Annotated in this window: 15 protein-coding genes and 1 pseudogene; 9 read left to right on the top strand and 7 right to left on the bottom strand. The window is 58.7% G+C overall.

The genetic code is table 11. From position 1 onward, the window contains the following. Positions 1-46: 46 nt before the first annotated feature. Together IPK32_18570 and IPK32_18575 are read right to left on the bottom strand one after the other, a co-directional pair. Positions 47-4,051 (bottom strand): NPCBM/NEW2 domain-containing protein, encoded by a 4,005-nt coding sequence (locus IPK32_18570; protein ID MBK8093913.1) that lies wholly within the window; start codon positions 4,049-4,051, stop codon positions 47-49. Between the two features lie 355 nt (positions 4,052-4,406). After that, complete coding sequence (locus tag IPK32_18575; protein MBK8093914.1) at positions 4,407-7,586, bottom strand: c-type cytochrome; 3,180 nt, start codon at positions 7,584-7,586, stop codon at positions 4,407-4,409. Between the two features lie 221 nt (positions 7,587-7,807). Between IPK32_18575 and hprK the strand changes: the two genes are divergently transcribed. From hprK to IPK32_18615, 8 genes and pseudogenes are all read left to right on the top strand, one after another. After that, positions 7,808-8,776 carry an HPr(Ser) kinase/phosphatase gene (gene hprK, locus IPK32_18580; protein MBK8093915.1) on the top strand — a complete coding sequence of 323 codons (969 nt, stop codon included), beginning with the start codon at positions 7,808-7,810 and terminating at the stop codon, positions 8,774-8,776. A gap of 61 nt (positions 8,777-8,837) precedes the next feature. Next, complete coding sequence (locus IPK32_18585) at positions 8,838-9,110, top strand: HPr family phosphocarrier protein (protein MBK8093916.1); 273 nt, start codon at positions 8,838-8,840, stop codon at positions 9,108-9,110. A gap of 32 nt (positions 9,111-9,142) precedes the next feature. Further along, positions 9,143-11,200, top strand: a complete 2,058-nt coding sequence (locus IPK32_18590) for a sensor histidine kinase (protein ID MBK8093917.1) — start codon at positions 9,143-9,145, stop codon at positions 11,198-11,200. A gap of 2 nt (positions 11,201-11,202) precedes the next feature. After that, complete coding sequence (locus IPK32_18595; GenBank protein MBK8093918.1) at positions 11,203-11,832, top strand: response regulator transcription factor; 630 nt, start codon at positions 11,203-11,205, stop codon at positions 11,830-11,832. A gap of 134 nt (positions 11,833-11,966) precedes the next feature. After that, the gene (locus tag IPK32_18600) at positions 11,967-14,153 is read left to right on the top strand and encodes a DUF1549 domain-containing protein (GenBank protein ID MBK8093919.1); all 2,187 of its coding nucleotides are present in this window, start codon (positions 11,967-11,969) and stop codon (positions 14,151-14,153) included. 55 nt (positions 14,154-14,208) lie between these two features. Further along, entirely contained in the window at positions 14,209-15,495 is a 1,287-nt protein-coding gene (locus IPK32_18605; GenBank protein MBK8093920.1) for a DUF1501 domain-containing protein, read from the top strand. Positions 15,496-15,570: 75 nt separating this feature from the next. Continuing rightward, entirely contained in the window at positions 15,571-16,737 is a 1,167-nt protein-coding gene (locus IPK32_18610; protein MBK8093921.1) for a VWA domain-containing protein, read from the top strand. A 68-nt stretch (positions 16,738-16,805) separates the two neighbouring features. Beyond that, positions 16,806-18,312, top strand: a pseudogene (locus IPK32_18615) (polyamine aminopropyltransferase). On the opposite strand, the gene IPK32_18620 reads toward IPK32_18615, so the two are convergent. From IPK32_18620 to IPK32_18640, 5 genes are read right to left on the bottom strand one after another with little or no spacing between them, the layout of a single operon-like run. Next, positions 18,306-19,676 carry a hypothetical protein gene (locus IPK32_18620; protein MBK8093922.1) on the bottom strand — a complete coding sequence of 457 codons (1,371 nt, stop codon included), beginning with the start codon at positions 19,674-19,676 and terminating at the stop codon, positions 18,306-18,308. The pseudogene IPK32_18615 and the gene IPK32_18620 sit on opposite strands and share 7 nt — an antisense overlap. Further along, positions 19,673-20,575 carry a hypothetical protein gene (locus tag IPK32_18625; protein ID MBK8093923.1) on the bottom strand — a complete coding sequence of 301 codons (903 nt, stop codon included), beginning with the start codon at positions 20,573-20,575 and terminating at the stop codon, positions 19,673-19,675. The genes IPK32_18620 and IPK32_18625 overlap by 4 nt, the downstream gene beginning before the upstream one ends. After that, positions 20,575-20,808 carry a hypothetical protein gene (locus IPK32_18630; GenBank protein MBK8093924.1) on the bottom strand — a complete coding sequence of 78 codons (234 nt, stop codon included), beginning with the start codon at positions 20,806-20,808 and terminating at the stop codon, positions 20,575-20,577. Before IPK32_18630 ends, IPK32_18625 begins: the two co-directional genes overlap by 1 nt. Positions 20,809-20,821: 13 nt before the next feature. Next, positions 20,822-21,256, bottom strand: a complete 435-nt coding sequence (locus IPK32_18635; protein MBK8093925.1) for a protease complex subunit PrcB family protein — start codon at positions 21,254-21,256, stop codon at positions 20,822-20,824. Continuing rightward, positions 21,253-21,651, bottom strand: coding sequence for a hypothetical protein (locus tag IPK32_18640; protein MBK8093926.1), 399 nt, complete (start codon positions 21,649-21,651; stop codon positions 21,253-21,255). The genes IPK32_18635 and IPK32_18640 overlap by 4 nt, the downstream gene beginning before the upstream one ends. A 201-nt stretch (positions 21,652-21,852) precedes the next feature. Here IPK32_18640 and IPK32_18645 point away from each other — a divergent pair, with 201 nt between their 5' ends. Further along, positions 21,853-25,284, top strand: a complete 3,432-nt coding sequence (locus IPK32_18645) for a S8 family serine peptidase (protein ID MBK8093927.1) — start codon at positions 21,853-21,855, stop codon at positions 25,282-25,284. Positions 25,285-25,307 lie beyond the last annotated feature (23 nt).

Genomic DNA, 25,307 nt, shown 5'->3' on the forward strand with positions numbered 1-25,307 from the left:
GGAAAATCGGGGGGACTAAAATGAGGATGACGGGTGTTTCTTGCGCTCAAAGGCTCTTCAAATACGCGACGATGTCGGCGATGCTTTGAGGCGTGAGGCCGAGCATGGAGGGCTCATACATGAGGGAAGTCTTCAGTTTACTGCGGGTGGCGATGCGGCTTTTGGGGATGGTTTGGACGCCGCCGCCCATGCATTTGATGATGAGGGGATCGCTGTCGGAGAGGACCATGCCGGTGATGACGAGGCCGTCGGTGGTCTTGATCTCGCTGCCTTCAAATCCATGCGAAATGGTCTGGCTGGGCTGGGCGATGGCTTGGATGAGGATCTCGGAGGTTTGTTGCTTGCCGTAGGTGGTGAGATCGGGGCCGAAGTCCACGCCTGCGGTGCCGATGCGGTGGCAGGTATAGCAGGTGGCCACGGCGGTAGCGCCGCGTTTGGCATCGCCTTTCAGCTTGGCGATTTCTGTGAGGTCGAGCTTCGGCGCATTGGCGGGAGGCGTCGGCATGGGTGAGGCGACGAGCTTTACTTTGTCGGGATCATAAATGCCGAGGGCTTTCATGCTACCGTCGATGTCGTAGGCCTTCCAATCGTTGCCTTTGCGATTCATGAGCCACCACTTGGCGAGGTCTTGCATGGGGAAGCCCTTGGTGTGGGCGAGCTCGAGCATGGCACCGGCGGCCTCGCGTCCGGGGGCAAAGGCGATGGCGGTGAGCATGAGCTTGCGCTGATCGGGCGTGAGCTTGTCATTGAGCGCACGGGCTTTGAAATCGCTCACGGCTTCGGCAGGATGCAAACGCCAGGCGATCCACGCGAAGGCGTCGCTCCAGGTATCGCTGCCACCTTTTGCCAGTGGCTCGAAGTTCTTCCAACCTTTGGCGTGACCCGTGGTGAGAGCGCTGAAGAGTTCGCTCTCCTTGCCTTTGCTGCCGATGCCGAGAGCTTCGAGGTAGGCACGATCCTTTCCATCAAAGGAATGGGCAAGTTGCACAAGAATAGGCCCGCACTCGCCTGCGGGCATATCGCGCACGGTCAGTGCCACTTCGCGACGCACGGCGGCATCGCTGTCAGACGCCATCTTGTTGGCCATCAGGAGCACGTCATGATTGGCACGACGAAGCGCACGATAGGCGACGAGGCGCTGCGTGGCGTCTTTGGACTCCAACCAAGGCTTCACCGCAGCGATGCCTTCATCACCCATCTGAGCGAGCAACCAAGCGGCGCGGGCGGCGATGAAGGAATCCTTGTCAGTCAGCAACGCGGCCACGGCTGGCACGGCTTTGGCACCAGCGGCTTTCAGGCGGGTGAAGCCGCTGTTGCGCACGTTTACGGCGGGGCTCTTCAGCGCGGCGATTTGGCCTTCTGTCGTATCCAATTTGAGATCTGGAATTTGAGATTTGAAACCCTTCGGCGCGATGCGGTAGATGGTTCCGGTGTAGCCGTCATCGCGAGTGCCGTGACCGCCGACACCGGGATCAAACCAGTCGGCGACATACAAAGCGCCATCGGGTCCCACGCAGACATCGCTGGGGCGGAATTTGGTCTTCAGCTCGCCCGTGGGCTTGCCGCCGAGGAAGTCGCTGCCTGCCCATTCCTTCTCTTTGTTCGAGGTCATGAAATCAAAACGCTCAAGCTTAAAGCCCGCGCCATCGGGTTGGTGGCGGTAGCCGAAGACCACGTTCTTGCCTGCTTCGCAAGCGAGCAGCAGGCCGTGCCATTGCTCACCGAGCGCACCGTTTTCATAAAAGGCCACGCCGGTGGGGGAGCCGCCGCCATAGACATCGCCAGAGGGCATGGTGCCGGGGTCTTCCTGACGCCACTCGGCGGTCGGTGTGTCTTGGCCTGGGCGCTTGTCGGCACCCCAACTACGTTTGCCATCGGCACTGGCGAATCCGGCATTGCCGCCTTCCAGCACATGACTCACGCGGCAGGCAGGCGGGTCATCGTTGTCGCTTTGAAAAAGATCGCCGTAGCTGGTGAGCGCTTGCTCGAAGCTGTTGCGGTAGTTGTGCCCGATGATGTTCACATTGGTGCCGTCTGGATTCATGCGCACGCTGAAGCCGCCAATCCACACATGGCCGTCATCGCTCTTCATCCCGGCGATTTCTTGCTTCTGATAAGGGCTACCCATGCGGAAGGTTTTGCCGCTGCGGTCGGTGAATTCGGCACCCGTGTTGCCTTGATTAAAATACCACTGCCCATCAGGGCCTGCGATGAGGCTGTGCAGGCTGTGGTCATGCTGGCGACCATTGAAGCCGGTGAGCAAAACCTCGCGCTTGTCAGGAATGCGGTCGCCATTCGTATCGGTATAAACGAGCAGATCTGGCGGCTGCGACACGACGACTTTGTCATCCAGCACAGCGACACCGAGCGGTGAGGCGAGTTCCTTTTCCTGCGCGAAAACGCTGCTCTTGTCGGCTTTGCCATCGTGGTCGCTGTCTTCGAGGATCACAATGCGATCACCCTCCGCCCGGCGATTGGCTTTGCCGCGATAGTTCACGCCTTCAGCAACATACATCCGACCCTGAGCATCGAAGTCGATGTTGGTCGGATTGTGGAGCATTGGCGAGGTGGCCCACACGGTGACTTCTAGGCCCTCTGGCACGCTAAACATCTCCGCAGGCACCAGCGGTGGTCCGGCATTGAGATCGCCTTGTTGGAGCTTCGAAGGTAGTGCGGTATAAACATGGAAGCGCAATGCTGCATCGCTCGGTTTGCCAGCGCGGACCATGGCGCCGTCATCAATAGCAACCTTTGCGGTGAAGCGCTCCACACCAGCGGGTAGATCATACGCGATGGTCGATGAAGCGTGTGTGCCGATGCCGTTCGTGATCACTTTGCCTTCGACCTGGATCGGGCCACCGGCGTTGTTTTTGCCGATCTGTGTGCGGCCATAACCACGCTCCTCGCCTTTCCATTTCAAAGAGGTGACATCAATGCTCTTGCCATCCGCCAGGATAAGCCGTGGCTCGATCCACGTGGCCCAATCGCATGAGATGCTGCCCTGGTCGGAAGCGACGAGATACAGCTCCTTGGCGTTCTTGATCGCCACGTCGATCTCAATGACGCGTGGCTTTGGATTCTTCGCCGTCAACAGCGGTGTTTCAAAGACAGGCTTCGCCGTGCCAACAGGCATCGCAGTCTGCGGGCCATGCGCTTCGGCCATCATTGCGGACAGCTCGGCCTGTGTCGGTGTTTTCGAGGCAATGCCGCCCGCTGGGATCTCCAAACCAGCCACCCAAGCCACGCCATTCAGCATCGTGGTGCGGAAGCTGTCATTGGTCATGTTTGCGAAGAAATGGAAGCCGGTGAAACCGAAGCCACGACCACCTTTGGGTCGATCATAAGTCCACGCGAGATGCTGTGGCTTGCCCGCTTTCACATCTGCATAGGCTTCTGGATTGCCGCTGTGGGCATTGGGTTTGTCGCCCTCTTTAAACTTCACTGTGTTCAGTGGCGCGATGGCGCTGAGCACGGGTGTCACGCCTTTCATCTCCGGCACAAAGCGCATGTGGTAATACCATTCATCCTTGGCGGAAAAAGCCTTCACGCCATTCGACACCGGATGCTTGCCCGGCTGCACGCTGGCGTCCCAAGTCGGGTTCACGGAATAGAAGGTCTCAAAGAAGCCGCCCATCCAGTCGAGGTAGTTTTTCCCCTGCGAGCCGATCTTGGCCTCCACGCCATAATGAATCGCCGCGAAACCCGCACCGCGATCACAGGCCGCTTTGATGTTCGCATCATCCGCTGCCTTGCCGCCGTGATTGAGCAAAACGATGATCGCATCCGCCTTGCTGAGATCCTTTGGCCAGTTGTTCTCTGGATACACCACCGCAAAAGCCTGCGGATAGGTTTCATTGATGCGCCGCGCTAAATACGAGGCACCTGCGAGGAACTCATGCTGCCCGCCGCCGCCATGCGTGCCTTTGGCGGCGATGAAGACGAGGCGCTTAGTGCCAGCGGCAGCGTTGTTTTGGCCGGTGTAGTCGTAAATGTCACGCGGCTGGGCGAGCGCGGTCGTGGTGAGAATGGCAAGAGCGAGGATGGATTTCATTCAGGGGGGGCTTCTAAGTCGGTGTAGGTGGACGAAATGTTGCGACAAAGGATTTCGTGATGTGGGCTCGTCTTGACCTTCGCCTAGCTCTGCATGTGAGCGATATCTCAGCAGTAAAGCCATTTCCATCGCGCCGCTGTGGTTGGCGTATGGCGTTGCTGCTGATGCGGTGGGATCAAAGGAGTGGACAGAGGTGCATCCAGTGACCGAAGTCCTAGGGAATGAAGGGAATCGGCCCTTTGTAGTCGATGTAGCCCCTTTGTTCGGTGTAACGGCGACCCTGCAGCGCACGCAGTCACAATAGCTGAACTGCGGCTGGGAAATGGCCGGTGGGGGGCTCATTAGTGAAGCCTAGTTACTTCATCGGATGCGCCTTGAGGATCTCGTCGGAGGTGAAGAGCATCATGCGGCCTTTGTTGGCATCGCGGATGGCTTTGACCTGGGCGGGGGAGATGGGGGCGGCTTTGTTGCCGAAGGAGTTGCGCACAAAGGTGAGGACGTTGGCGACTTCTTCGTCTTTGAGCATGCCGCCGAAGGGCGTCATGGGGACCTGGCCATCAAAGCGCTTTCCTTTGACCTCGATGGGGCCCATGAGGCCGAAGAGAACGATTTTGATGAGGCGCTCGTCGTCGTCGGTGACCCAGGGGCTGGCGGCGATGGAGGGGAATGCAGGTGGGAGGCCGTTGCCATCTCCACGGTGGCAGGTCATGCAGTGCCCGTCGCGGTGATAGACCTCTTGGCCGGCCATGTATTGGGCCTGGGCGGGCTTGGAGAGGTGTTTCGGGGCGGGAAAGACGGTGTAGTCGAGGGTGACTTTTTCGGCGATGCCATTGAGGCGGTCCATGGCGGTCTTGGCGGCGTTTTTGCTCCAGTCATCGAGTGGCTTGGCGCTGGCAGCGGCGACGATTTTCTTCGCTGCGGGCACGTCTGGGAGCCAGGAGGCAGCGATGATGGCCTCCAGGCGGACGCGACCATGTTCGTCGTTGGCGGCTTTTTCCAGCAGCGCGGCGTGATCGGCGATGCGGTGGGTGTTGTAGCGCAGGACGCGGACGGCGGCGGCACGGGCGTGGAAGTCGCTGCTGGCGAGCATTTCGCGGAGGAGGCCTTCATCGGCGGCATTGAGGCCCCAGGTGGTCCAGAGGGCTTCGAGCTTAGCGTGGGCGTCTTTTTGCACGGCGGCCCAGGCTTTGACGGCGGGGAGCACTTGCTGCGGATCGCGACCACGTAGCTCGCGGCGGGTGCGGTAGCGCTGACGCAGCTCGGGTGCTTTGAGGTTCTCTAAGAGATCGGCGATGGGGGCTCCCTCGACGGGGGCTGCTTTGACGAGAGGGCGTGAGGGATAGGTGATGCGGTAGATACGGCCATGGACGTGGTCACGCAGGGGATCGCGGGCATTGTGCTGCATGTGGCCGATGAGGACGTTATGCCAGTCGATGACGTAGAGGCTGCCATCGGGTGCGAATTCGAGATCGACGGGGCGGAAGTTGCCATCGGTGCTTTGGAGCAAATTATGGCGGTGGGAGGTCTTCCAGCCGGTGTCTGCGTCTTCGATTTTGACCTGCTTGATGCCGAGGAAGCCGATGGCGTTGCAGTAGATGAGGTCACCCTGCACTTCATCGGGGAAGTGGCGGCTGCTGACGACTTCGAGGCCGCTGGTGGGGCGCACTTTGTGCTCCGTGGGCACGAGATCGGGGGTGGAGGGTGTTTTGCTGCCAAAGGCGGGCTTCACCTGCACGGGCAGGGCGTAGTTCATGGTGGTGCCGGAGGTGTGGAGGAGGAAATCCTGACCCCACTGGTCAAAGACGTAGCCCCAGGGATTCGGGATGCTCATCTGGATGGTGCGCTCGAGCTGGCCGCGCTGTGGGCTATAGCGATAGAAGCCACCATCGACGCAGCGCACGGGGCCGTAGGGGGTCTCGATATTGGAGTGGAGGAAGACGCCCTCGCACATCATGAAGGCACCGCTGGGATCGCCAGCGTAGGCGCTGATGGCGTGGTGCGTATCATGCGTGTCAAAACCACCGAGGATGATTTCCATTTTATCTGCCTTGTCGTCGCCGTTCGTGTCACGCAGGAGCACGAGGTTTGGCTCCTGACTGACATAGACACCCTCTGGGGCGAATTCGAATCCGATCGGCAGGTGGAGCTTATCAGCAAAGATGGTTTCTTTGTCCGCTTTGCCATCGCCATTGGTGTCTTCGTAGATGAGGAGCTTGTCGTTCGGCAAGGCATCACCGGGGCGGTAGTGCGGGTAGGTGGGCATCACGGCGACCCAGAGGCGGCCTTTGTCATCAAAGCTCATCTGCATGGGGTTGGCGAGATTGGGGAACTCCTTTTCGGAGGCGAACATCTCGACTTTGTAGCCCTCTGGCACGGTGAGGGTCTTCACCGCGTCTGCGCCGTAGAGGTAGTCTTTGCTGCCGTTTTTGACGCTGGGTTGGTAATTGGTGGGCACTGCGGGGAGTGCGTGAGTCTTGCTGTCATCGACTTCGAGGCTCTTTGTTTTGCCGCTGGCGATGGCGTGGATACGCTCGTCACGCAGGGCGGCCATTTCGCGGGTCTTTTTGACCTCATCGGGGTAATTCTGTGGGCCGTAGGGGTTGTAGCGTTGGCCGTGGGTGTGGACGCCGTTGAGGATGTTGTAGTCGTTGTTCCAGAACCAATCCTTTTGCTTCACAGCCTCGTGCACGAGCTTGGGGTCCGCCTTGGATTCATAGCTGGCGTGGCCGTACATGCCGGTAGCGAGGATTTTGGCCACTTCGACATATCCAGCATCTGTCGGCACAAAACCGCCAGTGGTGAAGGCTTCACCGCCTTTGGCATAAATCGCCTTCGTCGGGGTGAAGAGGTCGATGAAGGTCAGGCCGTGTTTTTTGGCGATGTTCTCGATAGCCGCCGAGTAGAGGATGATATTGGCATTTTCGGCATCTCCCTTCGGTAGATCGCGTTTCGCGCTCTGGTCTTCGTAGGCGACCGGGCTTACGAGAACGACGCGAGGGGCGGATTGGCCATTGTAGGCCTTTGAGAGTGTGTGAACGACCCATGCATCCAGCTCGGCCTCGAAATTGCCCACTTTGGAAGGACCATCAAAGGACTCATTGTAACCAAAGAAGGCGACGATGGTGTCTGCTTTCAGATGCGTGAGCCACTGATCCGGTGTGGAGTAGAAGCCTTTGCCGTTGTGGACTTTTTTATCGGGATGGAATTTCTCTGCACCTGGGAAGGCCCACTGCGAGACGCGTGCCGGATGTGGGCGGAAGCCCGGAGTATCGCCGACGTGGCCCATATTGCGCAGGAGAAGCTGCTCATTCGGGTAGCGCAGATGCAGCTCGGTCTCGATACGGCTGTACCAGGTGTCACGCTCGGCTAGACCATTGCCAATGAGCACGATGCGCTCTCCTTTGGCGGGCGGAGCACTTTTTTGAGCACGGGCAGACGTAGCCGCGATAGGCTCTGCGCTCGGTGCATGTGGTGCCACGGGATCAGCGGCGAAAAGCGAGACCGATAGGAGTAGGGGGGAGATTTTTCGGAGCATAAGCGAGAGGTCAGAAAATAGCGGGCTCCTCCATACGGAGCCGCGCACAAATTTGGAGAGAAATTTTGTGAAAATCGTGACTGAGTCTCACCCGATGGCCTACAGCCTCCGCTCCTTCACCGCATTTGGCTTTGAGGACGGCTACACTTTGCGCGGAGGATTCTTTTTACGTATTCCAAATATTTTTGCCAACGCACAATCACCACCTACTCTCGCCACGCATGAATCCCATTCAAAAAGTCCGCCGCCCATCCCATGTGACTGTGGGCGAGTTTTTCCAGGACAATCAAGAGGCGCTGAAGCTCAAGCTCATCGGCCAGGACAGTGGTTTTTCGCGTAAAATCAGTGAGCCATCTGTCAATCGGCCCGGTATGGCGCTGTGTGGATACTTCGACTACTTCGCCTACAAGCGCCTACAAGTCATCGGTAACTCGGAGCACAGCTATCTCTCTGCTTTGCTGCCGGCCTCGCGGGCGGACCGCTTCCGCCAGCTCTGTGGCTGGGACATTCCCTGCATCATCACCGCCCGCGGGCACAGCCTGGAGCCGGATCTCGTCGAAATCGCCAATTCAGTCGGCATTTCCGTCTTCCAGACCAGCATGGTGACGATGAAGTTCCTCAATCTAGCCACCATCAAACTCGAATGGGCCTTCTCCCCACGCATGAGTGCCCACGGCTGCATGGTCGATGTACAGGGTGTCGGCGTGCTCATTGAGGGCGAGAGCGGCAGCGGGAAAAGTGAGAGCGTCATCGGCCTGCTCCAGCGCGGGGCCAGCCTCGTCGCAGACGACGTGGTGCGGCTGCGTCTCTTTGAGGACCGTGAGATCAATGCCTCTGCGCCGGATAATCTGCGCGGCATGATCGAGATCCGTGGCCTCGGTGTGCTCAATGTCACAGCTCTCTACGGCGTCGGGGCACTGCGTCTCAGCAAGCGCCTCGATCTCATCGTTAGCCTCGTTCATAACCAAAAAACCGAGGAGCTAGAGCGCGTCGGCATCGCCACCCGCACGCGGGAGGTGCTGGGGCTCGATGTGCCCCACGTCATTCTGCCGCTCGCCCCCGGTCGTGATGTCGCCGCCCTGATCGAACTCGCCGCCATGAATTACAAGCTCCGCGCCTTCGGTTACAACAGCGCGGTCGATTTTGATCAAAAATTGCTCAATAACATCACCAACAACCAATTAGGTTGACCTTAGCGCCGCCCTCGGCCAATCAGGAAAAGTCCCCCCAAGCACCCTGACGCACCGCCTCATGAGCCTCGAAAAAACACTCACGATCTGCAACAAGATGGGCATGCATGCGCGTCCAGCCGCGCAGTTCGTAAAGCGAGCCAGTAAATACCAGTGCGATATCTGGGTCGAAAAAGACGATGAGCCCGTCAATGGCAAGAGCATCATGGGACTCATGATGCTCGCAGCAGGCAAAGGCGAGTGCATCAAAATCTCCACCGACGGTGCCGACGCAGAGGCCGCCATGGCTGACCTCGAAGAACTCGTCAAATCCGGCTTCGGCGACGTCGAGTGACCCTGGCATGAACAATCCACGAGGAACGATGCATGAAACGCTTCCTCCTGCTGCTCCATTTCCTCACGGCTGCCATTACCGCAGTCACCACCCACGGCGCTGAGCCGCTCACCACGACTGCGGCCATCCGTGCCCTCAGCCCTGAGCAGGCACGACTAGGCCCACCTGCTCGGCTCGAAGCAGTCGTCACCTTTTATCATGAGGACTGGGGCGTCCTCCTCATCCATGACGGGCACAATGGCATCTGCGTCGGCGTCCCTCATGACAAACGCCCCGCTCAGCCCTATCTCAAAGGCGAGCGTCTTCGCATCGAAGGCACCGTCTCGGAGGGCGAATTCCTCCCCGTCGTCCTACCAGACCAGATCGTGCAACTCGGCCCAGGCACGCCGCCCGTTTATGAAAAAATGAGCGCAGAGGCTCTCTTCGCTCCTGCCTTGGACTGCCACCCCGTCGAAGTCACCGCCGTCGTCAAAGGCACCTCCTTCCAGGAGCAGAGCCTCGTCGTCGATCTCCAAATCGACGGCTGGCAGGTCCGTGCGCTCGTCCCCCAGAGCCGCGAGCTGCGCCAGATCCCTTGGCAGCTCCTCGAGCGACGCGTCCGCGTCCACGGCGTCGCAGGCACCCACTTCAATGACCAGCGCCAGATGTCCGGCCGCTTGCTCTTTGTGCCCGATCTAGAGTCCTTCCAGATCGTCGAGGAGCCCCAAGCCAGCGACACACCGCCCCTCGCCACCGTCAGTGACCTCCTCCGCGTCCACACCGACCTACGCACCCATGTGCGCCTCCGTGGCCAATGCACCCACCTCGTCCCAGGCCGCGGCCTCTACCTGCGGGGCGAAGGCGGCAGCATGTTCATTCAGACTGCCCAGCCCCTCCAGGTGCAGCGCGGCGATGGCGTCGAGGTCGATGGCTATCCTCTCATCACCCACTTCCGTCCCAGCCTCAGCGCACGGGATGTACGGCAGCTCACTGGCGCAGACACCATCAGAAGCGCACTCATCCCACAGCCCTTTGACCCCTCTGCCCAGCGCAACAGCCGCGAGCAATGCGAACTCGTCACCCTCGATGCCGAATTCATCGAAGTCATCCGCGGTCGTGAATCCACCGCCCTCATCTGCCGTGCGGCAGGGCAAGTCTTTGAAGCACATCTCTCCCTCCCAGAGATCATCCCAGAAGACTACGCACCAGGCACCACCCTACGCCTCACTGGAATCTGCGAGCTCATCTCAGACCGCCCATTAGTCATCCCACGGAACGCCACTGGCTTCCGCATCCTCCTACGCCAGCCAGCAGACATCCTCGTCCTCGCCAGGCCCTCTTGGTGGAATGAGCAGCATGCACTCTGGGTGCTCGGCATCGTCGGCCTCCTCGCCCTCATGATCGCCGCCTGGGCTCTCGCTCTCCAGTTCATCGTCCGTAGGCAGTCACGCATGATCCGCCAGCATGCTGAAAAACAAGGCACCATGGAGGAGCGCCAGCGCATCGCCCGCGACCTCCACGACACCCTCGAACAAGAACTCGTCGGCGTGAACATGCTCCTCGACAGCACCTCCATGAAAATGAACGGCGAAAAACCCGCCGAAGCCACTGAGACACTCGATCTCGCACGCAGGCTCCTGCGCCGTGCACGTGAGGACTCACGCTCCACCATCCGTGAGCTCCGCAGCGTCACCCTGGAGCAGCGCGGCCTCTCCGCCGCCATCGAGGAACTGCTCAAACCGCTCGCCACCGCCGCCGGAGCCCGCTTCACCGTCCAAACCATCGGTCTTCCCGCACGGCTCCCCGGCACCATGGAATTGAATCTCCTCCGCCTCGCCCAAGAAGCCGTCTCCAACGCCGGAAAACACTCCGGGGCCAAAAACATCGACCTCCGGCTCCAATACACCGACAGCCAAGTCCTCCTCGAAGTCCACGACGACGGCCACGGTTTCGACCTCCACACCCTCGGAGCCGATGGCGGCCATTTCGGCCTCAGCGGCATGCGTGAGCGTGCCGAAAAGATAAATGGACAATTGCGGCTCCAATCCGAACCGGGCATGGGGACTACCGTATCCGTCACCGCACCCCGCCAACCGCGTTCAGGCCTATGAGCATGCCCAAGAAAACCCGAGTCCTCATCGTGGACGACCATTTCGCCACACGGCTCGGCCTCAGTGTCCCCATCAATGCCGAAAAAGACATGACCGTCATCGCCGAAGCCGGCACTGGCGGCAAAGCCGTCGCCCTCTACCGCGAGCACCGCCCAGACGTCGTCCTCATGGACTACGACCTCCCGGATCAAAACGGCGTCCAGACCCTCTCCATCATCCGCAACGAGTTCCCAGATGCCCGCATCCTCATGCTCACCATCTTAGAAGGTGAAGAAGACATCTGGCGGGCCGTCAGCGCCGGAGCACGCGGCTACCTCACCAAATCCAGCGAGTGTGAGCAAGTCCTCGCCGCCATCCGCGCCATCGCCGCTGGAGAGACCTACTTCCCACCCGCCATCATCGCCAAAATCAGAGCCCGTGAAAAGCGCAAGCCCCTCACCGAGCGCGAGCTAGAAATCCTCCGCCTCCTCGTCCGTGGTCACTCCACCAAAGAGATCGTGGACATGATGAAACTCAGCATGGGCACCATCCGCCTCCACATCAGCATCATCCTGGAAAAACTCGATGCCTTCGACCGCACCAATGCCGTCGCCATCGCCATCGAGCGCGGCATCGTCCGCGTCGGCGAGTAAGCACTAAGCTGCCCACTCGCTGCCATCAGTACTCCCGACCGCTCTGAATATGGGGGACATGGGGAAAGCGGCAAAATAGAGCTAAGAAGCGCAAGGGCGGGTCGTTCACGGCCTTGTAACGAGTTCTTTATACTATGAGCCCCCTCCGCATCACCTCCGCATTGGTTTTCACTCTCGGCCTCGGCACTCTCCAGGCTGCCTCCATGCCGGAAAGCCAAAAAATCGACCAACTCCTCGCCGCAGGCTGGGAAAAGGCCGGTGTGAAGGCCAATCCGCCCGCCAGTGAGGACGTGCTCGTGCGCCGTCTCTACCTGGACATCGCGGGCCGCATCCCCACCGTCGAAGAAGTCGCTGCGTATAGGCAATCGAGCGATCCGCAGAAGCGTAGCAAGCTCATCGACACGCTGCTGGCCTCCGATGGGCACACCAGCCACATGTTTAACTACTGGGCCGACATCCTGCGCCTCTCCGACAACGTCAAAGGCCGCCTCACGGCCGAGGCCTACGAGGAGTGGCTCAAAAAGCAGATCAAAGCCAATACACCCTACGATCAGATGGTGCGTAATCTCCTCACCACCGACGGCGGCGTGTGGGATAGCGGTAGTATCGGCTTCTGGCAGCGGGATGAGAACAAGCTCGACCACCTCGCCTATACCGTGCAGGTCTTTTTGGGCACCAGCATCGTCTGTGCCCAATGCCATAACCATCCCTTCGATAAATGGACGCAGATGGACTACTACCACATGGCCGCCTTCACCTGGGGCATGGACACCAAGGGCAACGGCTTCAACATCAAATCGGAGAAGCCCAAACAGCAGTTCGACAAAAAACTCCTCGCTAGCATGACGCCCAAAGAGCGGAAGGCCTACGTGCAGAAAATGCAGGCCGAGCGCAAATCCGCCGACAAGACCGAAACTGCCAGCGTCAGCCGTGAGGACATGCAGAAAGTCAAACAAGCCATGCAGGACGTGATGAAGCCCCTGCGCTATACCAGCGCGACCTGGCAGGAGGGCAAAACGCCCACCCTTCCGCATGATTACCACTACCCAGATGGCAAGCCCGGCGAAAAAGTCACGGCCAAGACCATGTTCGGCCACGAAGCCGTGCAGAAAGACGGTCAGACCACCATTCAGGGTTTTGCCGATTGGATGGCTAATCCCCAGAACCCGCGCTTCACCACCGTCATTGCCAATCGCATGTGGAAGAAGGCTTTTGGCATTGGTTTGATCGAGCCCGTCGATGAGATGACCGATAGCACCGTCGCCAGCAATCCTGCGCTGATGGATTACCTCACAGAGCTGATGGTGGAGAAGAAATACTCGCTCAAATCCTTCCTCCGCGTGATCTACAACACCGATGCCTATCAGCGTGCCGCCACGACGCAGGAGGTGCCATTGGGTGAGACTTATCACTTCACCGGCCCCATCCTCCGCCGTATGAGCGCGGAGCAGATTTGGGACAGCCTCGTCACTCTTAGCAAAGGCAATGTCGATGACAGCGTCGATGACGAAAATGTCCGCCTGAACCAGTATCTCGACGATCTGGGCATGTTCCTCGGCACCATCAAAGAAAAAGGAGCCAAGGGGCTCATCGAAATCGCCAGCAAGAATGCCGATAAGCTCTCCGCCAACCAAAAGAAGCTCGATGACATGAAGGCCCAGCTCGCGGCTGCCAAGGAAAAAGGCGGCGATACGGCCGCCGCTGCTAAAGATCTCGCTCGCCAAGCCCAGCAGCTCCGTAAAGAAACCGAGCGTGATTTCCTCATCGGACTCCTCGGTGAAGAGCGTGCCAAAGAGCTACGCCAAGGCTACGCGGCCAAACAAAACAAACAGCCCGCCAAGCAGATGCGCCCGCAGATCGACCCCAAAAAGCTCGCGAGCATGACCAAAGAGCAGCGCCGTGAATTCATCAAAAACTACCAGAAAAACAGTGGCAACAAAGACGTGAACCTTGCTACCCGCGCCAGTGAGCAGCCCAGCCCAGCTCGTCCTGGCACCTTCCTGCGCACCTTTGGTCAAAGTGACCGCGAACTCATCCAAAATGCCTCCGATGACGCCTCCGTGCCGCAGGCTCTCAGCTTGCTCAATGGCCCTGTGGCCGAAATCCTCGGCAGTCCGGCTTCCAAGCTCAATCAAGACCTCGAAAAAGCAGCGAGCACCTCACAGAAGCTCGAAACGCTCTATCTCGCCCTCCTCGGTCGTCAGCCAAACGCCGATGAAAAAGCCATCCTCAGCCAAGTCACCTCCGAGCGTGGCGAAAAAGCCGTCACCGACGTGACGCATGCGCTGATCACCGGCAGCCAATTCCTCTTCGTTCAGTGATATAGGCCCTATGAGACCTTTTTGACCTATCGCACCCATCCAACGCCACCTTTTTATGAAAACCACCACCGATCTCTCCCGCCGCGACTTTGTCGAAAACATCGCCAAAACCTGTCTCGGCGTCTCTGTCATGAATGGACTCGCGCCGCGTGGTCTTGCTGCGCCATTTGAAGGTGCTTCAAAGGCTAAGCAGGTCGCTACGGCCAAGCGTGTGATCTATTTGTACATGTCTGGTGGTATGACGCATCTGGATACTTTCGGTGTCGTCCCCGGAGCAGATACGATGGGCACCACCAAGGCCATCAAGACCAGCGCCGATGGCGTGCAAGTCAGCGAATACTTGCCTGAAACGGCCAAAATGATGCATCGCGGCGTCGTCATCAATTCGCTCACCTCCACGCAGGGTGCCCACGCTCAGGGGAACTACTTTCAGCATACCAGCTACACCATGCGCGGAGCCACACGGCACCCGACCATGGGAGCGTGGCTGCAAAAATTCCACGGCAAGGGCAATGCAGACCTCCCCGGCTCTGTCATCATCACGGGTGACTCCAAGCACCCTGGAGGCGGCTTCTTTGAGGCAGCCTTCCAGCCCCTCATCCTTAACGATCCTGCCAAAGGCCTGCAAAACAGCCACAAGCCCGACTCACTCAGCGACGGAGATTTTGATTACCGTCTCGGCCTCTCTGCCAAGCTCGATCAGGGCTTTCGCCAGGCCTACAACTACAACGGCGTCAAAGCCTACGCGGAAGTCTATAAAGACGCCATCAAGGTCATGAAGAGTGAAGACCTCGATGCCTTTGATCTCAGCAAAGAATCTGCTGAAACCCATGCTATTTATGGCGAAGGCAATTTCTCCCAGGGCTGCCTGCTCGCCCGCCGACTCATCGAACACGGCGTGAAGTTCGTCGAAGTCACCCTCGGTGGCTGGGACATGCACCAGGACATCTACGCCCGCCTGCCAGAGCGTGCCGCCGAGCTCGATAAAGCCGTCGGTGCCCTGCTCAGTGACCTGGATCGCCGTGGGCTGCTCGATGACACACTGGTCGTCCTCACCTCTGAATTCGGCCGCACACCGAAGATCAATCAAAACGACGGACGCGATCACTATCCGAAGGCCTTCAGCTCTGTCCTCTGGGGCGGTGGCGTGGCGGGTGGTCAAACCTACGGCAAAACGGACAAAGGCATCGAAGTCACCGAAAACAAAGTCAGCGTGCCCGACTTCAATGCCACCATCGCTTACGCTCTGGGTCTGCCGCTCGATCTGGTGCTCTACAGCAGCACCAAGCGTCCCTTCACCGTCACCGACAAAGGCCAGCCGCTCACCAACCTCTTCGCGTAACAAGCGTGGTCCCAAGCGGGTCTTTACTCGCACTTTACAGACGAGGGCAGACCTGCGTGGAAGCCTGTCGGTGCCATGAAAACGCACCTACTCCTTCCTATCGCTCTTTCCGCCTTCACCCTGGTCTTACAGGCCAAAAATGAAGCGGTTACTGAAACTGCCACCGCTCCCAAAGTGCCTACTGAGGCCCAAAAGCCGACTCAGGCACAAAAACGAGTCGAGGTGTGCTTCGTGCTCGATACGACGGGCTCCATGTCCGGGCTCATCGAGGGGGCGAAGCAAAAAATCTGGTCCATCGCCAATGACATCATCTCTGCAAAGCCAAAGCCGCAGGTCCGATTTGGTCTGGTCGGTTATCGTGATCGCGGAGATGCGTATGTGACGCGTCCTGTCGCACTCACGGATGATCTGGATGCGCTTTACGCCGATTTGCAGAAATTCCGTGCCGATGGTGGTGGTGATACGCCGGAGAGCGTCAGTGAGGCGCTGCATGAAGCCGTGAGCAGCATGCAGTGGAGTGATGATCCAGATACCTTCCGCGTCGTTTACCTCGTCGGTGATGCGCCGCCGCAGCAGTATGCGGATGGCAAGCATTGGCCCAAGGTCTGCAAAAAAGCCGGCAAGAAAGACATCCTCATCAATACCATCCAGTGCGGCAACATCGCTGGCACGGCGGAGGTGTGGAAGGCCATCGCTAGCAGTGCAGGCGGCGCTTTTGCGGTCATCCCACAGGACGGCAATATGCAGCATATTGCCGCACCGCAGGACAAGGAACTGATGGAACTGAACATCAAGATCGGTGCCACCCTCATCCCCTGCGGCACGGAAAGTATGCGTCAGGGCGTGCTATCCAAGCAATCTGCCGCTGAAGCTGCGGCACCTGCGGCGAATGCAAGCCGCCTAGCCTTCAACTGGAAGTCTGCCAAGACCGTGCAGGGCACGGGAGAGCTCATCGACGCCATCAAGGAGGGCAAAAAGAAGCTCGAAGAGGTCAAAGCCGATGAGTTGCCCGAAAATTTACGAAAGCTCAGTCCAGAAGATCTCAAAGCGCACGTCGCCAAACAACAGGCCGAGCGTGAAGCCATTCAGAAACGCATCGCCGATCTCGTCAAAGCCCGTGATGCCCACATTCTCGCTGAACGCCAAAAACTCGCCGCCTCTGGCAAGACAGATTCCTTTGACGAGCAAGTCACGCAGACCCTGCACAGCCAAGCCAGCTCGAAAAACATCCGCTGGGAGTGAGTGGCCCTGAGTGGCAGTTCCTCCTCGCGTAGGTTCTGACTGCGTGCTCTCTTGGGTGTGAATTGTGTATGTCCACTTCCGCACCCAAGCCCTGGCTTTTGCTTCTCTCCGTCTTCGCCATCGCGACGTGTGGGCTGGTGTATGAGCTGATCGCGGGGACGCTGGCGAGTTATTTGCTGGGAGACTCAGTGATGCAGTTTTCCACGGTGATCGGGGTTTATCTCTTCGCGATGGGTGTGGGTTCGTATTTGTCGCGGTTCATCACGGGGAATTTGATCGCCACGTTCATTCGCATCGAGTTCCTGATCGCGTTGGTGGGTGGGTGCTCGGCGGCGCTGTTGTTTCTGCTCTTTGGGTGGAGTGTTTCGTTCCGCATCCCCCTCTATGGCATGGTATTTCTGATCGGCATGCTAGTGGGGCTGGAGATTCCGCTGCTGCTGCGAGTGCTGGAGGGACGTTTCGAGTTCAAGGACCTCGTGTCGAATGTGTTCAGCTTTGATTACATCGGGGCGTTACTCGCATCACTGCTGTTTCCGTTGGTGCTGGTGCCACATTTGGGGCTGGTGCGTAGTGCGTTTCTTTTTGGGCTTATCAATGTGGGTGTCGGCATGTTGGCGTTGCGGATGTTGAGGCATGAATTGCCGCGTAAAAGCGGTCTTTGGCTCTCTGGCGGCCTTGTGGCGGCCGTTTTGATCGCTGGACTGATTTGGGGCGAAAAAATCACCCGCTTGGCTGAATACGCGGTTTTCCCTGATCCGGTGATTTTTGCCGAATCCACGCCATATCAGCGCATCGTGCTCACGGCGTCAAAAAAGTGAGCTGCGGCTCTACCTGAATGGCAATTTGCAGTTCAGCACGCGGGATGAATATCGCTATCATGAGGCCTTGGTGCATCCTGGGCTCAGCAGGCTGCCGCAGGCCAAAAAAGTGCTCATTCTCGGTGGTGGAGATGGGCTCGCGGCGCGGGAAATCCTGCGCTATCCGCAGATCGAGTCGGTCACGCTGGTGGATCTCGATCCGGCGATGACGCGATTGTTTACCCAGCAGCCACTTTTGATGCAGCAGAATGGTGGGGCGCTGGCTTCATCCCGTGTGCGGGTGGAAAATGCGGATGCCTTCATCTGGCTGGCGGAGCAGCGTGGGCCGTTCGATTTTGTGGTGATCGACTTTCCTGATCCCTCGAATTTTTCACTGGGGAAGCTCTACACGACGACTTTTTACCAGCGCCTGCGTCGCAGCATGAGTGCGGATGCAGCGGTGGTGGTGCAGAGTACATCGCCATTTGTAGCGCGGAAGTCGTTCTGGTGCGTGGAGGCCACGCTGCGTGCCTGTGGGCTGCAAACGGAGCCGTATCACGCCTTTGTGCCGAGTTTTGGCGAGTGGGGTTTCATTTTGGCCTCTGCAAAACCTCTCACCGAAGCGGCGAAACTTCCAGAAGGCCTACGCTTCATGAATGCCGCCACTCTGGAGCAACTAACGCAGTTCCCGCCAGACATCGCCCGCGTGGCGGTGGAGACGAATCATCTGAGCAACCAGGCGCTGGTGCGTTACTTTGAGGAAGAATGGAGTCAGTGAGTGGCTTTCTTTTCGCGTGCCTCTTGCAGTGCTGACTGAATGAGTGCGGCGCTGCGTTTGGTGCCATCGCTAGCCGTGGTATTGGAGACGGCTTTGAATGCTCCGCGGAAGAAGCGCACGGTGCTAGCACTGTCTGTTTTGTATTTGGAGGTGAGCCAGCGGTCGGTGAGTTTGAATACCTTTTTTTGGGCTTTGCTGCCGACGTAGTTGCCAGCGGCACCGATGAGCGCTGTGGTGATGGCGGCAGCGCTGTTGAGTCCCTGGAGCATGACCTCGCCATTGGAATCTGGCATCTCATCAGCGAGGCGCTTCATTTCATTCTGCATGGCGAGGTATTCGGGCGTTTCGGTGGCACCTGCGCCCTGCGCCTGGATCATTCGCTTCATGATTTCTCCGTAGTCGCCGATGAGAAAAAGATTCCGAGTGACCTCGCGTGTGCGCTGCTCGGTGCCTGCGATGGTGGCCTCAAGGGAGACTTCCGCGACGGAGTAGATCGTCCTTCCGGGGACTCCCTGGAGCCCCACGGCGGAGAGGATTTTGAGGACGTGCCTTTTCCCTAGCCGTTCGAGGACTTCCTGCTGCGCATTTTTGCTGAGGTAGTTGATGGAGGCCTCTTTCGCGACGCCATAGAAGAACTCTTTGCTCACTTTTTTCGCGATGGCTTCTGGGGATTCATACTCTGCTACACGTGCAGGCATGGACTGGATCTGGCTGAGGGCGAGAGCACGGGAAAGTGCGGCGGACATAGCCGCGAGCAATTGAGAGGACTGTTGATCGACGAGGCTGCGGCGTCGTCCGAGCCAGTTGGCGTTTTGGGCGTGGCTGATGATGTCGCTGGCGATGTCTGCGCGGCGCTGATCACGGTCTTTCCGTCGTTGATCGAGCTCTGCGAGCTCTTTTTCGAGCAGTCCTTTGCGCCGATTGCCCTCCATGGCCCATTCGTTGATGCGACGCATTTCGGCCTCGCTGGTGGCGGCTAGTTTGGCGGCTTCGTGTTGCGCTTTATCGGCACGCAGGGCGGCGATGCGCCGTGTCAGATCCTCCATGTCCGCAGCGTGCGTTTTTTGCTCAAAGTCGATCTGGCGTAGCTTGTCTTCGCGGTCGCGATTGGCTCGGTCGAGCTTGTCCTGTTCGCTGTCGATGTTGGCGTAGTGATTGTTGAGGACGGCGGCTTGTTTTTCGAGGTCGAGGCGGATGTCGTCGAGTTCACGTATGGCAGATGAGACCTCCGATGCAGCGGGTTGGCCGAGTTTTTCGATAGCGATGCGCAGTTGATCAAGGCCACTGCGGAAAGGGTCAGGCGTGGCGGCCTGAGCAGTGCCAAAGGCGAATGAGAGCAAAAGTAGCGTGCAGAGGAGCTTCATGATGATTCTGGATGAGTGAGCATGATGCGCAGGACTCTGCCTGAAGCGGAATCGAGTACGTAGAGTGCGCCTTCCACCAGCCTCAGATCACCACCCGCACCGAGGACGAGTGGGATGGCGATGCCTTCCTCCAGCACATAGACGGCTTTCTCCGTGGAAAAATAGAGTGTGCTCCCAGCGACGCAGATGCCGGTGATGCTGACGTCTTCCTCTGGCAGCATGAAGACCAAGGACGGCAAGTCGGTGGTGAGGAGCCGGAAGAGCGAGCCATTTTCGGAAAAGTAGGTCTGCAAGACATCGCCGCCTGCGGTGGTGAGTGGCGAGTTCGAGCCAGTGAGAGCGATAGGCTCCTGACCTGAGTGCATGGCCATGAGTGCAGGTTGGCCCGTGTTTGAATCATAGTCGCTACGCAGTAAAAGCAGCCGCGTGTGATCCGTGGTGGGCCGTAGGCGGCAGGTGGGCATGGGTGCGGGCCCTGCTAGCTCAAATCTCCCCTGTGCGAGAAACCCGAGCTCGTTTTGCATGTTCGTGATGGCCAGCACATCCTGTGCGAAGGCGAAGGACTGCACCGCAACATCCTCCGTGAAGACTTCCTCTCCGCTATGCAGTGCGACGAGTCGCGTGCCGATCAAAACGAGCACCTCGCCGTCGGGCGAGACATCAAAGGCATCAAATCGGCTCTCACGCAATGATCCCGCGGAAGAGAGGATTTCCACCTGGATGCCTGGAGCGAGTGTGAGATCACGCTCCTCCAGCTCCGATGGGCCAAAGGCGTCTGCGCGGCCCTGCCAAAACTCGCGAGCACCGCTAAAAAGCAGGAAAAGCAGCATGCACAGCCCTACGATCTCCACCACACGGCGGCCACAGCCTGGATTCGGCTCCTGGTCGGTGGCAGACATCACTCAGTGGGCGGTGGGAGGCTTTTTTTGCGCCGAAAAATTTTGCGCAGGATGTAAATAAGCAGCACCGCCAGACCGAAGAGCAGCATGAAGACATCGACATCCGATTTGGTGTAGCTTTTCCCGAGCAGATCCATGGTGGCACGGAACAGAATGTTTCCGCCGATGAAGGAGAGGACGAGAATGCCGAAAGCATAGACGAGCTCGCGGATGCACTTGAAGATGAATTTCATGGTCGTGAGCGAGTTAGGGGGCTTGGAGACGTGTTTCTACCTTGAGGCTGGATTTTGGCACGATGGCGATCACCCATGGATAGGTGAGTGCCTGGGTGACGAAGGTGTCGGGGCCGGGTTTGCCCTCGGAATAGACGACGAGGTATTTTCCATCGCTCTCGGTGGCACTGAGGATGCGTGGCTTGAATCCGCCGGTGGGACGCTCACCGAGGGTGATGAGCACTGCCATCTCACGCTTTTCATCCAGTGCCTGCGGGGCTGGCTTGCCACTGCGGAGCCAAAAGCCCGCCCAGTCGGCCTGGGTGCTGAAGACACGCGTGGAGAAATCGCCGCCGCCATCCTGCTGGCCACGCCATTGTGGTAGGTCGGGAGTTTTGGGCTCCGCCGCAGCAGCCAAGCCACAGAGGAAAGTGCAGGCGAGGAGGAAGGAAAAGCGAGAGAGGATCATGGGGATGGTGGAGGTTGTTTTTTGAAAAGGCGTGAGGCAATCAGTGTGGCGATGACGGCAAGCACGACGTAGATCAGCGTGCGATTTTGGTTCTGAGCATCACGCTCCTCTGCGCGGTGTTCGGCGGCGAGTTGTTCATCGCGTAGGCGCTGCTCGGCGGCGTCTTTTTCCTCCTGTGCACGGATTTGATCCTGGCGTGCCTGCTGCAGGCGCTTCTGTTCGGCGATTTGCTCATCCGTAGGCTGAGTTGGCGGAATGGGGTTGCCATTGCTGTCCACAGGCACCGGAGCAATGGGGATGTCTCCCAGAGTGGACTTCAGATTCTGCGCTGATAGCCTCTGGAGAGATAGTGCCGAGGCAAAACACAGCAGTGCGAGGAGAGGAGCGGCTTTCATAGGAATCTGAGGCTTTCAAAAAACTGAAGGCGTCGAATCTTGATTCAGCTCGGCAGAGCACCCTGGCGGTGTCGTGCAGAAGGAAAATCCGGCTGGTGACAAAGGATGCTGTGTGCAGTTTGCGTGGTTCGCTAGTCCTTTTTTCAGGCTCGCATTCGGCCTGTGAACGAGCAAACTCGTGGGCTGTTTGTCTCTATGCGGATGCGTTTTTTCATTCTGTTCCTCTTTCTAGCCTGTGGCGCGATTTTGCGCGGGCAGATCGTGGTCGGGGGGAAGCAGTTTGAGCGCTCAGTGGTGGAAACGGGCTCGAAAGGCGAGTGGGTGCTCTATGAGAAGCGGGCACCGAGGAATGAAGGCACGCGGCACTGGCTGACGAGGCGTGTGCGGGTGGAATTGCGGGCGGGGAAGGACATCGCGGGGCTGCGTTCCTTGCCCGGTGTGCTGAAGGTGGAAAAACGCGGTAAGTATGCCGTGGTGGATTTCGCAGGGAAAGCAGACGCGGCCCTGGGTGGAGCGGAAATGCTGCAAAAACGGCCCGAAGTGGCCTCCGCGACACCTTTGCTGGCTAGGCAGCTTTTTCGCTGCGCAGTGCCGAATGATCCGCTTTTTGACCAACAGTGGCATTTGCGCAATACGGGGCAAAATGGTGGCACGGCAGGTGTGGATGTGAATGCGGTGAATGTCTGGGACACGCGAAAAGGCAGCGGTGTGCGCATCGGCATCGTGGATGATGGGCTGGAGGTGGCGCATGCGGATTTGGCCGCGAATGTGGATCTGGTGAATGATCGTGATTTTAATGCGCTCGATGATGATCCCTCTCCAGGGGTGGAAAACTACCACGGCACTGCCTGCGCAGGGGTAGCGGCGGCACGCGGTGATAATGCCCTCGGAGTGAGTGGCGTGGCACCGCTGGCGACGCTGGTGGGGCTGAAGCTCATCGCTGCGCCGACGACGGATGCGGATGAGGCGGATGCTTTTGCCTTCAAGAAGGACATCATCGACATCAAGAGCAACTCCTGGGGCCCCTACGACAGTGCCTATGGCACGGGTGGGCCTGGGCCGCTGAGCTTAGCCGCACTCGAGGATGCTGCGACGACGGGGCGGGCAGGGAAGGGCACCGTTTTCCTCTGGGCAGCGGGGAATGGCAATGGCTCGGGCGATGACTCGAATTACGATGGCTGGGCGGCATCGCCGTATGCGATCGCTGTTTCTGCGATCAATGAAAAGGGCCGCGCCTCTTGGTATAGCGAGCCAGGGGCGAATATCCTGGTCTGTGCGCCATCGAATGGCGGTAAGCAGGGCATTACCACGACGGATCGCAGCGGTGACATCGGCTACAATGAAGATGGCGGCACGGTGGAGCATCCTGATTACCCCAATTTCGATTACACGAATACTTTTGGTGGCACTTCATCGGCCACTCCAGCGGTGGCGGGTGTGGTGGCGCTGATGCTGGAGGCGAATCCTGCGTTGAAGGTGCGTGATGTGCAGGAGATCCTGGTGCGCACGGCGGTGAAGAATGATGAATTCGATGGCGCATGGGTGCAGAACGGTGTGGGGTTTCACTTCAATGAGCGCTACGGTGCAGGCTTGGTGAATGCACAGGCCGCTGTGGCAATGGCGGCGACTTGGACGAATTTGGCGGCAAGGCAGCAGCATGTGATGACGCAGACAGCGCTGGCGCAGCCGATCCCGGATGCCGATGCTGCGGGCACCGCACGCACCTTCAGCGTGCCCTTGGCGAATAATCTGCGCTTGGAGCATGTGACGGTGCATGTGAAGGCCACGCACAGCTACGTGGGGCATCTGGAGTGGCGGCTGAAGTCGCCCAGTGGTGTGAGTGTGCGGCTGGCCAGATCCCGCTTCAATGATACGGCGGTGGATCTGGACTGGACCTTCATGACGACGCATTTCTGGGGCGAGCGCTCGCACGGAGACTGGAAGCTGGAGGTGATCGACCGCACCATCGACCACGCAGGCACGCTGGATGAGGTGACGATCACCTTTTTCGGCACACCCACGCCAGAGGCGCTGCCACTGCCGGTTTTGACATCGAGCTGGATCATCGTGGGCCGTGAGGGCTGGGAGATGAAGCATCAGATGACGGCATCGAATGCGCCGACGCTGTTTGAGGCTGGAAGATATTTTTACAGCGGCTTGCCGGCAGGATTGACCCTGAATCCCACCACTGGGCTCATCACGGGCACGCCGACAGAGACTGGGCTCACTGATGGCTATCAGGATGTGACGAATGCGAGCGGCACGAGCAGCGAGTACACCTATTTCTACATCCTTGCGGCATTGCCAGCGCTCTCCACGGCGGTGGAGCAGCCGACGGCGACAAAGATCGTGCCATTTGGCTTTGGTGATCCGATTTTGCAGACTGCCACCACGCATGATGGCGTGGATGCGATCCAGTTCGCGAATGTGGAGGATGAGGAGTACTCGGGCATGGAATTCACCGTGAATGGGCCTGCGCGGCTGGCTTTTCAGTGGAAGGTGTCTTCAGAAAAGAATTACGATTATCTCATTCTCACGGTGGATGGCTATGTGCGTGACTACCTAACGGGCGAGAAAGATTGGACGCTGAGTGAGACAGACATCGGCAGTGGCCCGCACAACATCGACATCTATTACTCCAAGGATCAGGGCGAGAAAAAAGGCCTGGATACAGGATGGGTGGATGAGATGACGATCACACCGATCACCACCGCTCCTGTCGTCCCAGCAGCGACGGTGAAGGCGTATGCGGGCATCTATTTCCGCCATGTGATCGAGGCTACGAATGCGCCTACGACTTACACTGCCAGTAATCTGCCAGCGGGACTGACACTGCATGCAGAAACGGGTCTGATCTATGGCAGCGTGGCAGCGGTGGGCAGCTATCCAGTCACGGTGACAGCGACGAATAGCTTTGGCGTAGGAACGGGCACAGTGACGATCGAGGTAGGCACGGTGGCACAGGGGCTGGCAGAGGTGCTGGATGCGCCGACACGCACCTTTGCCACTACGGGCGATAAAACATGGCTGCCGCAGTGGCTCTACGCTCGCGATGGTGAGGATGCTGCTCGCAGTGGGCCGGTCGATCACGAGGAGAGCTGCGAGATGAGCACGGAGGTCACGGGGCCGTGTAAGGTGACCTTCTACTGGGGTGTGTCTTCGGAGGAGGACTATGATTTTCTACGCTTCTACATTGATGGCGTAGAGACGGACTCGATCAGCGGCGAGGTGGGCTGGACGAGGAAGGGCTTTCTGATCCCCGCAGGCACGCATTTGCTGAAATGGAGCTACTCGAAGGACGAAGCGACTGCTTCGGGGCTCGACAGCGGTTTTGTCGATACATTTGAAGTCCACACGGATGCAGATGGCGATGGCTTCTACAGTGACTTGGAGACGTATTTTGGCACCAGTGACTCGAATGTGAATGCGCAGCCCCAAACGACGCTCAGTCGCAGCACGAGCACCGTTCTGAGTTTCCCGAGCGTGGCTGGGAACGACTACCGGATCGAGTACAGCGATGATTTGAAGAAATGGACGCCCGTAATCGTGACGGCGACGTCTGCGAGCACGACCTGGACGGATGCCAATGCGGTGAACAAGTCGAAACGCTTCTACCGGGTGGCGATCCCGTGATTTGACGTTCTCTTGCGAAACCA

It is taken from the genome of Verrucomicrobiaceae bacterium, assembly GCA_016713035.1.
In the GTDB taxonomy this organism is placed as follows: Bacteria; Verrucomicrobiota; Verrucomicrobiia; order Verrucomicrobiales; family Verrucomicrobiaceae; genus Prosthecobacter.

Bases quoted from the DNA above. Each gene is read 5' to 3' on its own strand.
- IPK32_18595 (MBK8093918.1), top strand. From the start codon at position 11,203: ATGCCCAAGAAAACCCGAGTCCTCATCGTGGACGACCATTTCGCCACA.
- IPK32_18590 (MBK8093917.1), top strand. From the start codon at position 9,143: ATGAAACGCTTCCTCCTGCTGCTCCATTTCCTCACGGCTGCCATTACC.
- IPK32_18645 (MBK8093927.1), top strand. From the start codon at position 21,853: ATGCGTTTTTTCATTCTGTTCCTCTTTCTAGCCTGTGGCGCGATTTTG.
- IPK32_18600 (MBK8093919.1), top strand. From the start codon at position 11,967: ATGAGCCCCCTCCGCATCACCTCCGCATTGGTTTTCACTCTCGGCCTC.
- IPK32_18585 (MBK8093916.1), top strand. From the start codon at position 8,838: ATGAGCCTCGAAAAAACACTCACGATCTGCAACAAGATGGGCATGCAT.
- hprK (MBK8093915.1), top strand. From the start codon at position 7,808: ATGAATCCCATTCAAAAAGTCCGCCGCCCATCCCATGTGACTGTGGGC.
- IPK32_18640 (MBK8093926.1), bottom strand. From the start codon at position 21,651: ATGAAAGCCGCTCCTCTCCTCGCACTGCTGTGTTTTGCCTCGGCACTA.
- IPK32_18630 (MBK8093924.1), bottom strand. From the start codon at position 20,808: ATGAAATTCATCTTCAAGTGCATCCGCGAGCTCGTCTATGCTTTCGGC.
- IPK32_18610 (MBK8093921.1), top strand. From the start codon at position 15,571: ATGAAAACGCACCTACTCCTTCCTATCGCTCTTTCCGCCTTCACCCTG.
- IPK32_18635 (MBK8093925.1), bottom strand. From the start codon at position 21,256: ATGATCCTCTCTCGCTTTTCCTTCCTCCTCGCCTGCACTTTCCTCTGT.
- IPK32_18570 (MBK8093913.1), bottom strand. From the start codon at position 4,051: ATGAAATCCATCCTCGCTCTTGCCATTCTCACCACGACCGCGCTCGCC.
- IPK32_18575 (MBK8093914.1), bottom strand. From the start codon at position 7,586: ATGCTCCGAAAAATCTCCCCCCTACTCCTATCGGTCTCGCTTTTCGCC.
- IPK32_18620 (MBK8093922.1), bottom strand. From the start codon at position 19,676: ATGAAGCTCCTCTGCACGCTACTTTTGCTCTCATTCGCCTTTGGCACT.
- IPK32_18605 (MBK8093920.1), top strand. From the start codon at position 14,209: ATGAAAACCACCACCGATCTCTCCCGCCGCGACTTTGTCGAAAACATC.
- IPK32_18625 (MBK8093923.1), bottom strand. From the start codon at position 20,575: ATGTCTGCCACCGACCAGGAGCCGAATCCAGGCTGTGGCCGCCGTGTG.